This window comes from Aureivirga sp. CE67 (assembly GCF_015767245.1).
Classification (GTDB): Bacteria; Bacteroidota; Bacteroidia; order Flavobacteriales; family Flavobacteriaceae; genus Aureivirga.
On sequence record NZ_JADOTV010000013.1, the window covers coordinates 24,437 to 37,903 of the forward strand.

Sequence of the window (13,467 nt, forward strand, 5' to 3'; positions counted from 1 at the left end):
CACCCTAAAGAATTATATTATGAGCTTTTTAGTTGCAGAATGGAGAAAACTAGCAATATTCAATTATGAAATTGACCCAAAATTATTAGAAAAATATGTGCCTTACGGAACAGAACTCGATTTATGGGAAGGAAAATGTTATGTTAGTCTTATTGGTTTTATGTTTTTAAACACAAAACTTCTTGGTTTAAAAATCCCGTACCACACCGATTTTGAAGAAGTAAATCTTCGTTTTTATGTAAAACGCAAAGAAAATGGCGCTTGGAAACGTGGTGTTGTTTTTATCAAAGAAATTGTTCCGAAACCTGCTTTGACTTTTGTTGCAAACACCGTTTATAAAGAAAATTATGAAACTATGGAAATGCGACACAATTGGCAAGAATCAGAAGAGAATAGAAAAGTTGCTTACCAATGGCGTAAACAAAATGGTTGGAATAGCATTGCCATAATCGCTGAAAAAGAGGCGAAAGAAATTATAGAAGATAGCAAAACGGAATTTATAACCGAACATTATTGGGGCTATGCACACATAAATGAAAAATCTAGTAATGAATATGAAGTAACGCACCCAAAATGGAAAACTTATGATGTTTTGAATTATAAAGTAGATGTTGATTTTGAAGAAATTTATGGAGAAGAATTTTCTTTTTTAAGTCAACAAGAGCCTGCTTCTGTAATGTTGGCAGAAGGTTCTGAAATTACTGTGGAAAATAAAACAAAAATTAAATGAGATTTGCACTAGAAAAAAAAATAACTATTGAAGAATTACGAAAATTAGATGATTTTAATAAAATTAAGTATTTAAATTTTTATAATATTGAATTAACAGAATCTGATATTCTTTTAATTTCAAAATGTAAAAATATTAGAAGACTCTATTTAAATAATGTTGGTTTAACAGAATTTCCAAAATTATTTTTAAACTTAAAATATATAAATATTTTAAGTTTAAATAATAATGAAATTAAAACTTTACCCAATGAATTTGAAAATTTCAAGCATTTAACAGGATTTGATATAAATAATAATAATCTTGAAAATTTTCCTGCTTGTATTCTAAATTTACCGGAATTACAAGGATTTTCATGTTCTTATAATTCTATTAAAAAGATTCCTGAAGAAGTTTTAGATATAAAAAAACTGATTAGTATCACTTGCTTGGGAGAATCTTTAATTTCTGTTCCTGAAATATTATTTAGTTCTGGTAAGTTTAAAGATTTAAAATTTTCTTCCAAATTTATAAATGGCAAAAAGCCAAAGGTTCATAAGATTATTTATTATAAAGAAGAGATACATTCTCATTCCAATCCTGAAGAGATTTTAAAAATAGACTTGTCTTTTACAAGTCTTAATCTTCAAGATTTAGAATATATAGCAAAGTGTACAAATTTGGAATTTTTGAAAATTACAAATACAAGATTTGAAGCAAAATATAATTTCTTAGAAAATTTAAAGAAGCTAAAATATTTAAATGTTATTGGATATTCAGATTCAAATTATTGGAATTCTATTGGTGAATTAAAGGAATTAGAAAATATCACAATAAGGACAAATGCAATTCCTTTTCTAGGTTTTTCGAAATCTACAAATAGGTATAGAAAATCAAAAGAAATAAACGTAATAGATGAAATAAAGGATTTCCCCTATCAAATTCTAAAATTAATAAAACTTAAAAAACTTGTATTAAATGGTCGTGAACTGACTTCTATTCCTAAAGAAATAAACAAATTAGAAAATCTTGAAGTTTTAGTAATTGCAGAAACAAACATTGAAACACTTCCTACTTTAAGTTTACCCAATTTGAAAGAGTTGAAAATGAGTAATAATTTAAAAATAAAGGATTTAGGAGATTCTTTTTCAAATTTGAGAAACTTAGAAAAACTTTCCATTTTTTCTTATAAAAATTCAATTACTCTTGGAGATGTTTCTAAGTTAGTGAACTTAAAACATTTGCGAATAATAGGAACAGACTTAGAAGAATTTCCTAATATTTCTAGAGCAACCAAATTGGAAGTATTAGATTTATCTTCAAATAAATTCAAAGAAGTACCTGAATATTTTGATCAGCTAAATTGTCTAAAAAAAATAACTTTAAATTCTAATCCTATTACAAAAATTCCAAAAGAGATTTTTTCTTCCGAACAATTAGAAGAAGTAGATCTTTATGATAATAAACTAGAAAAGCTTCCTGAATTCACTCCAAATTCTAAAAAACTTAAAGAGCTCGATTTTAGTCGAAATCAACTTCAGGAACTTCCAGATGGTGTTTTTTTATTTGAAAATCTAGAAGAAATTTATCTTGATAATAATAAAATTAAAAAACTTCCAGAGACTATAAGTCAAGCAAAAAAACTAATTGGTTTTCAAGCAGAGCATAATGAAATTAAAATACTTCCTGATTCATTTTTTGAATTAAAAAATCTTGAAGACATAAATATTTCTTACAATAAAATTAAAAAACTTCCAGAGACTATAAGTCAAGCAAAAAAGCTAATTGATTTTCAAGCAGAACATAATGAAATTAAAACACTACCTGATTCATTTTTTGAATTAAAAAGTCTTGAAGAGATAAATGTTTCTTACAATAAAATTGAAAAACTACCCGATATAATTCTTCCAAATAATAATCTTAAAAAATTAGAGCTTTTCAACAACAAATTAAAATCTTTACCTAAATCATTTGTAAACTTATTCGAGTTAGAAGAATTAGATTTAGAAGATAATTTATTAGAAGCTTTTCCTGAAGAAATATTAAAACTAGAAAATTTAAATTCATTAGAAATAAATAATAACAAAATAGAAAATCTACCTGAAAAAATAGGTCCATTTAAAAAAAACACAGAGCATACTTACATTAGAAAATAAATTTAAAATGTCAAAAAAAATTACATCATTTGAAGAATTAAATAAAGTTGAAGATTTTTCTTTGGTAAAAGAAATTGTCTTTAAAGATGAAAAATCGAAAGAGTTTTTGAATATAATTTCAAGATGTGAGAATTTAGAAGTTTTACAAATTTATAATACAAAATTAGAAGTATTTCCTATCGAAATTTTAGAACTTAAAAATCTTAAAGAAATCACATTAGAATCTTGTAAAATAAGTCATTTTCCAAATAAAGTTCCTGTAAATAAGAAACTAGAGGTTTTAAATTTGAGTAAAAATAGATTAAAGAAAATTCCTTTTTCAAATTTTCCGAACTTAAGAAAACTAAATTTTCAAAATAATTTAAGAATCTCTGACATTCCTGACTCTATTTCGGCTTTGTCAAATTTGGAAGTTTTAATTGCGAATGATTGTAAAATTTCTAATGTTTCTACGCAAATAATAAAACTGGAAAACTTGCGACATTTGAATTTGGAAAATAATGAAATTATAGATTTTCCAAATATTCAAAATGCAAAAAAAATTGAAGAAATAAATCTTATTTCAACTGGTTTGAAAGAGCTTCCAGGCTTTATTGGACGTTTAGAAAATTTAAAAATTCTAAAAATTCATAGAAATCATATTTCTACACTTCCAAAAGAATTCTGTTCGTTTAAAAATCTGGAAGAACTTTATCTACAAGACAATAAACTAACTGAACTTCCTGAAGATTTTCAATATTTAGAAAGATTAAAGAAACTTTATCTTTTTGATAATTCACTTGCAGAATTTCCGATTTCAGTGTGTGAGTTAGAGAATTTAGAAGAGCTTTTATTAAATAAAAATTCTTTAAAAAATATACCCGAAGAAATAGGAAATCTAATTAATTTGAAGAAACTTTTTCTTGGGAGAAATGATTTTTTAAAATTACCGAATACTATTGGAGATTTGAAAAGTTTAGAAGTTTTAAAAATTGATAATTCTCGTATTCGAGAAGTTCCTAATTCATTCAGGAATTTAATAAATTTAGAACATTTAGATTTGGGTTATTCAAGATTAGAAACGATTCAAGAAGAAATTTGTCGTTTAAAAAACTTGGAATTTTTAGATTGTAGTCATACTCTTTTACATGAAGTTCCTAGAGAAATTTCAAACTTGAGTAAGTTAAAAAAAATGGATTTATCTAGAACTTATTTCACAGAATTACCTGATGAAATTACAGAAATGAAAAATCTAGAGTCGTTAATTATTCAATATGGGAAAATTGAAAAATTACCTGAAAACATTGATGAAATGACCAATCTGAAAAAGATATATTTTAGTTTCTCTTGTTTAGAATCTTTACCAGAAAGTATTTTGAACATACATGAATTAGAAGCGCTTTCGGTTTCTAAAAACAATATCACAAGTTTTCCTGAAGGAATAAAAGACATGAAAAATTATAAAAATTTTTATTTGTATTAAATACTAAAAAATTGAATCAACTGAAAAAATAAATATCATTAGAAAAATGTCAAAATTTAGAAGTTTTGAACGTATATGGAGATAGTGTTGACCATTTACCGTATCCAATTGAGGAGTTTTTTCCTAAAATAAAAAGTGTTGCGATAGAACCTTGTGAAGAATAATAAAAACTTACATAACTAAATTTTAAAATAATATGTCACTAAAAATTACATCATTTGAAGAATTAAAAGAAAGTTCATTTCTTGAAAATATTAAAGAAATTGATATTTCTAAAGCGAATACTGTTACGGAAGAAGATCTTAATCTTCTTTCTAAATGTAAAAATCTAATAAAACTTAGAATTGAACGTTCCAACTTAAAAATATTTCCAAAAGAAATTTTAGAACTAAAAAAATTGGAAAAAATTGTTATCGGATATTCTAAAATTAAGGAAATTCCGAAAGAAATAACAAATTTAAAAAACCTTCGAGATTTATGGCTTTATAATAATAAAATTGAAGAAGTTCCTGAAAAAATATATGAATTAGAAAACCTTACAAACTTAAGTGTAAGTAATAATTGTTTAAGTGAATTTCCAGAAAGTGTACTAAAACTTCCAAAATTAAATTTTTTGATTTTATGTAATAATAATATTGAAAAAATTCCTGATGAAGTCTTAAATATTGATAGTTTAAAATCCTTTCACTGTAATGGAGAAAGCCTGAAATTTGTTCCTAAAAATATTTATGATCATAAAGAATTAATGCTTGAATTTTCCTATTATTTCAAAAATGGTGTTCGAAATGAAGCACATATTGAAATCTACAAACCTGAAAAATTAAGAGAGTTAAGAGAGTTTGATAAAGTTGGTAAGATTAGTATTTCTTATAAAGATCTAGATAAAGAAGACACTAAAATTATTGCAAAATGTAAAAATCTAGAATATTTAGATGTTCGTTATTCGGGGTTTGAATTAATTCCTGATTTTTTCAAAAACTTACCAAAACTAGAAATCTTAAAATTAAGACGTGCTAATTTTCATAAATATTTAGATGATATTAGATATTTGAAGAATTTAAGAAAATTAGATCTTAGCGAAACGGATATTAAAAAGTTCCCAAAAGCTGTATTTGAATTAAAAAATCTAAAAGAATTAATGTTGATTGGATGTGATTTAAAATCAATTCCAAACAAAATATCCAAATTAGATAATTTAGAAACATTGTATCTTCAAAGTAATGCTTTTGTTGATTTTCCTTTTTTAAATTTTCCGAATCTGAAAAAATTAGATTTGTCATATTGTAGAAGTTTAAGTGAAATTTCTTACACCATTTCAAATTTAAAAAGCCTAGAAATCTTACTTGCCCCAGATTGTGCAATTGAAAACGTTTCTTCTAAAATTTTAGAATTAAAACATCTAAAAGAAATTGATCTTTCTCAAAATAAGCTAAAAACTTTCCCGAATCTTTCTTATGCAAAAAATTTGGAAGATTTAAATCTACAAAATAATGAGATAGACAAAATCCCTGATGAAATTGGTGATTTAACCAAACTAACCCGATTGAACATCAAAGAGAATAAAATTGAAACTATTTCTGGGTTTATAGGAAAACTGGTAAACATGAAACAATTAGAGATTGCTAGAAATGAAATAGAAGTGATTCCTGAAGAAATAGGAAACTTATCACAACTAATATATTTTTATGCGTATGAAAATAACATTAAGCAGCTTCCTGATTCTTTTTGCAAGCTTGTAAATCTAGAATATGTATTATGCAGTAAAAATAACATAGAGGAACTTCCAGAAAATATTGGAAATCTTAAAAAAGCCAAAAGAATAACTTTTTCAAAAAATAAATTGAAAAGTTTACCTGAATCTATTGGTGGTTGGGAAAGTTTAAATCTTTTATACCTTTCAGATAACATATTCACAGAAGTTCCAGAGTCTATAGGAAAATTAGAAAATCTAAATCATGTGGATTTAAATTTCTTTGCTGGTAAAAAACTTCCAGAATCTATTTGTAATATCAAAAGTTTAGTCAAACTGGAACTTGCCAAATCTAAGATTGAAGAATTACCAAAATCCATTTCAAATCTGCAGAATTTAGAAAATCTTTTATTATATGGTACATTTATAGAAAAATTGCCTGATAATATGGGAGGATTAAACAATCTTACAAAGCTTGATATACAACAAAGTAAAATTCAAGAATTACCAGATTCATTAGCAGATTTAGAAAGCTTAGAAGTATTAATTATCAGAGATACACCAATTGAAAAGCTTCCAGAAAATTTCGGAAAAATGAAAAATTTACAGAAACTGTATATGGAAAATTCTAAGATAAAAGCGTTCCCAAATTCTTTTCCAGAATTAGAAAACTTACAACGTCTTTCTTTCCAGAATTCTCAAGTCGAAACACTTCCTGAAAACTTTGGTGATTTAAAAAATCTAGAACTACTTGAAGCTCAAAATTCAGCTTTGAAAGAACTTCCTGATTCTTTTGTAAAACTACCAAAACTAGAAACTTTTTATTTTGAAGATACAAAAATAGAAACCGTTCCAGATGGTTTTGTCAGGATGAAAAGTTTGAGGGAATTTAGTTTCCCAGATGCTGTAGAAGATCAGGTTTGGTAATAAAAATATAAATAAAAAAAAGCCCAAATTTTGGGCTTTTATTCCATTACTTCTCTAATTGGTTTTACGTATGTTCCTTTCGCGTGTAAAGTAGAAAAGTTATCATTCCATTCGATGATTAACTCGGAGTTTGTAATAATAATTCGGTAGTCTGAACCTTTTTCTCTCATGTTGCATTTTAAAGCTTTTGTCATTTTGTTATCTCCGTCTGGAGTATCAAACTGCACAAACCAAAGATCTTCTTTTCCATTTACAGCTTCAAAGTTTGTCATGATCGATTCGTTCTTTTCAAATATTGGTTTCGTAACAACTTTATTAGTAGATTCTACACATTCTTCACTCAAAAAATGTGTCAACCTGAAATTGGCAATATTTGTAGTGCTTTGATTGACAATTTCAAATTTTTTAGTTCCTGAATAATTCATAAATAACTATTTTTTTTCCTACTCTATTTATTATTTGGCTTTTCAGAATTCGCCAATCGAATTAAAAAATCCGACATTTAAAATATAAGAAAAAAACAGCTTAAAGTCAATTCAAAACATTAAATATCAGTTAATTAAATTTTATTTTAAAGTTTTCTTGAAATATAAAAGAGCTTATTAATATTGAAAGAAAAAACATAGAAATAGAAGAAACAATAAAGTTTCCGATATGAAAATTGGGATAGGTAAAGAAGTTTTTAATCAAAACTAGAAGAAAAGAAATCGAAATTACATATTTCCAATAGTGGTAAAAATTTGCCGAACTTTTCACTTCTTTTTTTGGTAAAGATTTTATCCAAAGAAAAATAAAAAATGCTCCAAGAAGCGTACTAGAATGTTGTAAAAACTTAAAAACAGGAATCTCAAAATTCATAACAGTAAAAGTAGATTGGAGTACAGATAATTTCTCTACAAAAAATCCTGTATTATGCGTAAAAGTATCCCAAAATACATGAGAAAAAACTCCTAGAATCAAAGAAAATACAACTACTAAGTAATGTTTTTTGAAATAAGAATTCCAATGAAAATCTTTAAAACCATACAATCTATTTTTAAGAAAAAGAGGCAAATTTTCAAACAGTGAATTTTTAACCAAATTATGAAACAAAAAAGCAATCAGAATACCCAAAGGCAAATCAAAATAAAAAACACCTTCAAGAGTATGACTATGCACAGATTTTGGCTCTAACCTTAAAAAATACTCAAAATCTGGAATCATACTTCCAATAATTAAAGCGGTTAGTGAAAAATATTTCTTCGAGATAAACTGAAATGGTAAAACAATCGCTGGATGTGAAAAAGTAAAAGGCATTTTTTATTTTATTTCACCACAAATATAGCATCAAATCCAAAACCATGATGTAAAAGATCTTCTGTATAAATAGAATTTTCAATCGAATCAAAATCCAAATCTCTTTTTTCTTCTTTTACATAAATCACAACATCACCTTCTTTTTCCGATTTTTTATTCGGATCATTTGTCAGCCAGCCCAATCCTAATTCATGTCCCTTTCCTAAATGTCCTAATACAATTTGTACATCACCAGCTTCAAATACACGAATCGAACTTAATTCATAATGCCCTTCATACGTATTGATTACTTTATCAAAATTTAAAAAATTATCTAAATGGACGCTATATTTTTTCTTTTTATACTTTAGATAAAAATTCTCTTTTTCAAAAGTCTTTTTTAGCAATTCACAATTTCCAGAATAATTACAAAATGAAATATATTTTGGCTGTAATTTTTCCAATCCTTTATAAGTTTTCTTTGTCGAATCTAAAGTATTTTGAAATAATTCTTTCAACTCATCTTCATAGTCATCTTTTAAAAACTCAATACAATCCATTTCTTTAACCAAAATCAACTCCCCTTCTCTATTATATTCTGAAATATAAGTTGTAAGAAACCATTTATATTTTTCTTTATTTATGCGAACTCTAGGGTCTGATCTTTTAATAATAACATCCATTGCAATAATCTTGTCATCTAAAATTCCGATAGGAAAAGTTTTGAGTTGAAGCGCTTCTCTACATGCAAATGAAGAAAAAGTCGTCAAAGTGAATACTAGAAAAAGAATTGTTTTTTTCATATTATTTTATTTTAAATCAGCAAAGTACAGAAATAAAAAAAGCCATCAAAACGATGGCTTTTAAAATTCAAAATATTCTTGTTTATTTAAGTTTTACCGAACTTTAAACTAAAATTTTATTCCATTTTTTCTGAGTAATTTAATAAACTAAGTTCTAGCTAATGATAAAAATCATTCTTATTATTAATTATTTTTAAAAAAATCTCTAATTAGTTTTCACCATTTCTTCTTAACACATTGATTTTATTAAAAAACACTAAAATATTTACTTGATTTATTCTGATTCTATTTAATTAAAATATTTTAAACAAGTCTAATTCGCTTTTTTTATCCTCAATTTCCTGTTGATTACTTTCTTAATTCTTTATAAGGAAATCATCTTTTTTAAATTATTTTTATAAAACAACAAACTCAATAATCAACTTATATTCAAATACTTAAATATTAAAATGAATTACAAAGACATTCAAATTGTATTTCAAGAAGTTCCAGGACAAATCAGTATATGTTTTACTATCACGGGTTGTTCTTTACATTGTAAAGGGTGTCATTCTAAGGATTTATGGAAAAAATCAAATGGATCATACTTATCTAAAGAAAAATATTTAAATGTCTTAAAAAAATACCAAGGATTTGCTACTTGTGTATTATTTATGGGTGGTGAATGGCATAACGATGAATTAATTGATTTTTTAAAAATAGCTAAAAAAATCAATTATAAAACTTGTTTATATACAGGAGAAGAAGAAATTAAAAATTCTTTATTAACTGAATTAACATGGTTAAAAACAGGAGCATGGAATGAAAATTTAGGTGGATTAGATTCTATCAGAACAAACCAAAAATTTATTGAAGTCAAAACACAAAAAAAACTTAATCATCTTTTCTTAAAACTTTGAGCTAAAAAACTTTAAAGAAACAATAAATCTAAACGTAAAAAAGAAAGAAAAAATATACAATTTTAAACTTAATTATATGATACGATTAACACAACAACAGATTGACGATAAAATACAATTTATCGAGAATTACATTACAGCAAATAATGCTGCAGATGGCTCAAAATTGGATGCAAATGCTAATGTATCTTCAAAAAATATAGCTACGATGGAAGCTGAATTAAATAAGGATATAAATATTCAAGTAAATCGGCAATTGCTAAAAAACAAAATTGCTTCCATTTTTAATACAGAATTAGCTGAAGAATATATTCGACAAATTGAAAATCATGAAATTTATGTTCATGATGAAACATCTTTAAAACCTTATTGTGTTTCCATCAGTATGTACCCATTTTTATTGGATGGCCTAACAAAACTTGGAGGTGAAAGTAAAGCTCCAAAACATTTGGAAAGTTATTGTGGTGAGTTTGTTAATCTTGTTTTTGCAATAAGTTCTCAATTTGCTGGAGCCCTTGCTACGGTAGAATTTTTGTTATACTTTGATTATTTTGCTCAAAAAGATTATGGGAAAGATTATTTATCTACTCATAAAAAATTAATTGAAAACCATTTACAACATGTAGTTTATGCTATCAATCAACCAGCAGCAGCCAGAGGTTATCAATCTGTTTTTTGGAATATTTCAATTTATGATGAAAAATATTTTGAAAGTTTATTTGGTCTTTTTGTATTTCCTGATAATTCTAAACCTAATTGGAAAAACTTAAAAGAATTACAAACTTTTTTTATGCATTGGTTCAATGAAGAAAGAGAAAAAGCTGTTTTGACTTTTCCAGTAGTAACAGCTGCAATGCTTGTAAAAGATGGTAAACCAAAAGATCTTGAATTTGCTGATATGTGCGCTAAAGAACTTAGTGAAGGAAATTCCTTTTTTATCTACCAATCTGAAAATGCGGATAGTCTTGCTTCTTGTTGCCGTTTAAGAAATGAATTTAATGATAATACATTTAGTTATTCTCTTGGAGCTGGAGGAGTTTCTACAGGTTCTATTAATGTGATCACACTAAACATAAATAGACTTATTCAACAAGGAAAAAATTTAGAAAAAGAAATCCAAAAAATACAGAAATACCAAGTTGCCTATCGAAAATTAATGGAAGATTATATCAGTGCCGGAATGTTACCTGTTTATGATGCAGGATTTATAAACTTAGATAAACAATTTCTAACAATTGGTATTAATGGTATGGTAGAGGCTGCAGAGTTTTTAGGTATAGAACCTACGAATAATAATATGTATAAAGAATTTGTAAAAAACCAATTGAAAATTATTTTTGATGCCAATAAAGTTGCTAAATCAAATTATGGATATTTATTTAATACCGAATTTGTACCTGCTGAAAATCTTGGGGTAAAAAATGCTTCATGGGATCTTAAAGATGGTTTAGAAGTAAATAGAAATTGCTACAATTCTTATTTTTATGCTGTAGAAGATAACCAAGTGAATACTTTGGATAAAATAATTCTCCATGGAAAAGAAATCATTCAATATCTTGATGGTGGTTCTGCTTTACATCTTAATTTAGAAGAAACTCCAAATAAAGAAAGCTTTTTAAAATTAATTCAAGCAACAGCTAAAGCTGGTTGTAATTATTTTTGTTTTAATATAAAAATTACCATTTGCAATGAATGTAGTCATATTGATAAAAGGACATTACACTATTGTACTTTATGTAATTCAAAAAATATTGATCATGGAACAAGAGTCATTGGTTATCTAAAAAGAGTATCTAATTTCAGTGCTTCTAGACAAAAAGAACATAGTTTAAGGTTTTATCATTAAAAACAATTATTTTGTTACACAATGACAAATATCATAAAATCTAATGAAAAAACTATCTATGTTTACATAATTAAAGATAAAAAGGTCTTTTATTCAATATTAAACTGTTTATTTTTTATTATTTTTAAATTAGACATATAACAACAATCTAACCATCATGATTTTAAACCAAATAACAACAAACTTACTAAAATCAACTTTAATTCTAGGAATCCTTGTCAGTGGACTTTTAGTAAGTTGTGGAGATAATAGTTCTCAAAAAAATAATGTTCTAGCTGAAAATTCAAAAGCAACTGTAGACCCAGCTCTAATTAAAGTTACCTCAGAAATGGAAGCTGAATTGACTGCTCCACCAAAAGTACCTACTCCTATAGGAAACAGAGAAGCAAAAAAATTAATTGTAAACATGGAAATTCTTGAAGAAGTTGGTGAAATGACTGATGGAGTAAAATATGTTTATTGGACTTTTGGAGGAACGGTTCCTGGAAGTTTTATTCGTACAAGAGTTGGTGATGAAGTAGAATTTCATTTAAAAAATCATCCAAACAATAAATTACCACACAATATTGACTTACATGCTGTAACTGGTCCTGGAGGAGGTGCTACTTCTTCATTTGTTGCACCTGGTCATGAAGCACAATTTTCATTCAAAGTTTTAAACCCTGGATTATATGTATACCATTGCGCAACTGCACCTGTAGGAATGCATATTGCAAATGGAATGTATGGTTTAATCTTAGTAGAACCTGAAGGGGGATTACCTAAAGTTGATAAGGAATATTATATCATGCAAGGTGATTTCTATACGAAAGGTAAAAACGGAGAAAGAGGTCAACAACCTTTTGATATGCAAAAAGCAGTAGATGAAAATGCAGATTATGTAGTGTTTAACGGAAAAGTTGGTTCTCTTACTGGAGATAATGCCATTACAGCAAAAGTAGGTGAAACAGTTCGTTTGTTTGTTGGAAATGGTGGGCCTAATTTAGTTTCTTCTTTCCATGTTATTGGAGAAATATTTGACAATGTTCGTGTTGAAGGTGGAGATTTAATTAATAAGAATGTACAAACCACACTAGTACCTGCAGGAGGAGCTGCTATTGTAGAATTTAAAGTTGATGTTCCTGGTACATTTATTTTAGTAGACCATTCTATTTTTAGAGCTTTTAATAAAGGAGCTTTAGGTATGTTAAAAGTTGAAGGAGAAGAAAATAAAACAATTTATTCTGGTAAGGAAGAAGAAGGTATTTACCAACCAGAAGGTGGTGGATTACAAGAGATTCCAACACAAGATGTGCCAAAAGAAACTCTGAAAGCAATTAGCTTAGAAGATCAATTAGAATTTGGTAAAGATACTTATATGCAAACATGTTTTGCTTGTCACCAAGCAGAAGGACAGGGAGTTCCAAATGCCTTCCCTCCTCTTGCAAAATCAGATTATTTAAATGCTGATGTTAACAGAGCAATTGATATTGTTTTAAATGGTAAATCAGGAGAAATTGAGGTAAACGGTAAAAAATATAATAGTGTCATGACAAAGCAAGTGTTATCTGATGAAGAGATCGCAAATGTATTGACATATATTTATAATAATTGGGGGAATGACAAGAAAGTTATTACTCCTGCTATGGTAAAGAAAAGAAGAAATAGTGGTGGACATTAATTGACTTTGACAACGTTCAATTAATATTTTATTTTTAGAA

At 26.6% G+C, this 13,467-nt stretch carries 10 protein-coding genes; 7 read left to right on the forward strand and 3 right to left on the reverse strand.

Translation table 11 applies throughout. The annotated features are described in order from the left end of the window. Nucleotides 1-19 precede the first annotated feature (19 nt). From I0K12_RS14495 to I0K12_RS14510, 4 genes are all read left to right on the forward strand, one after another. A complete protein-coding gene (locus I0K12_RS14495; protein ID WP_196888852.1) occupies nucleotides 20-730 on the forward strand; it encodes a YqjF family protein in 711 nt (236 codons plus the stop codon). Further along, nucleotides 727-2,865: a leucine-rich repeat domain-containing protein gene (locus I0K12_RS14500; RefSeq protein ID WP_196888853.1), complete on the forward strand. Its 2,139-nt coding sequence runs from the start codon at nucleotides 727-729 to the stop codon at nucleotides 2,863-2,865. The genes I0K12_RS14495 and I0K12_RS14500 overlap by 4 nt, the downstream gene beginning before the upstream one ends. A 7-nt stretch (nucleotides 2,866-2,872) precedes the next feature. Next, nucleotides 2,873-4,327: a leucine-rich repeat domain-containing protein gene (locus tag I0K12_RS14505; RefSeq protein WP_196888854.1), complete on the forward strand. Its 1,455-nt coding sequence runs from the start codon at nucleotides 2,873-2,875 to the stop codon at nucleotides 4,325-4,327. 196 nt (nucleotides 4,328-4,523) lie between these two features. Continuing rightward, complete coding sequence (locus I0K12_RS14510) at nucleotides 4,524-6,944, forward strand: leucine-rich repeat domain-containing protein (protein WP_196888855.1); 2,421 nt, start codon at nucleotides 4,524-4,526, stop codon at nucleotides 6,942-6,944. A 38-nt stretch (nucleotides 6,945-6,982) separates the two neighbouring features. Here I0K12_RS14510 and I0K12_RS14515 read toward each other — a convergent pair whose 3' ends face one another. From I0K12_RS14515 to I0K12_RS14525, 3 genes are all read right to left on the reverse strand, one after another. After that, nucleotides 6,983-7,369: a hypothetical protein gene (locus I0K12_RS14515; protein ID WP_196888856.1), complete on the reverse strand. Its 387-nt coding sequence runs from the start codon at nucleotides 7,367-7,369 to the stop codon at nucleotides 6,983-6,985. 130 nt (nucleotides 7,370-7,499) lie between these two features. After that, on the reverse strand, nucleotides 7,500-8,240 hold the full coding sequence (locus tag I0K12_RS14520) for a DUF4184 family protein (protein ID WP_196888857.1): 741 nt from the start codon (nucleotides 8,238-8,240) through the stop codon (nucleotides 7,500-7,502). An 8-nt stretch (nucleotides 8,241-8,248) separates the two neighbouring features. Beyond that, nucleotides 8,249-9,022: a hypothetical protein gene (locus I0K12_RS14525; protein WP_196888858.1), complete on the reverse strand. Its 774-nt coding sequence runs from the start codon at nucleotides 9,020-9,022 to the stop codon at nucleotides 8,249-8,251. 449 nt (nucleotides 9,023-9,471) lie between these two features. Between I0K12_RS14525 and nrdG the strand changes: the two genes are divergently transcribed. The 3 genes from nrdG (at nucleotide 9,472) to nirK (ending at nucleotide 13,427) form a co-directional block, all read left to right on the forward strand. Further along, the gene (nrdG, locus tag I0K12_RS14530; RefSeq protein WP_196888859.1) at nucleotides 9,472-9,921 is read left to right on the forward strand and encodes an anaerobic ribonucleoside-triphosphate reductase activating protein; all 450 of its coding nucleotides are present in this window, start codon (nucleotides 9,472-9,474) and stop codon (nucleotides 9,919-9,921) included. Nucleotides 9,922-9,943: 22 nt separating this feature from the next. Then, nucleotides 9,944-11,767 carry an anaerobic ribonucleoside-triphosphate reductase gene (gene nrdD, locus I0K12_RS14535; protein ID WP_317194439.1) on the forward strand — a complete coding sequence of 608 codons (1,824 nt, stop codon included), beginning with the start codon at nucleotides 9,944-9,946 and terminating at the stop codon, nucleotides 11,765-11,767. Between the two features lie 157 nt (nucleotides 11,768-11,924). Then, entirely contained in the window at nucleotides 11,925-13,427 is a 1,503-nt protein-coding gene (gene nirK / locus I0K12_RS14540) for a copper-containing nitrite reductase (RefSeq protein ID WP_196888861.1), read from the forward strand. The last annotated feature ends 40 nt before the right edge of the window (nucleotides 13,428-13,467 follow it).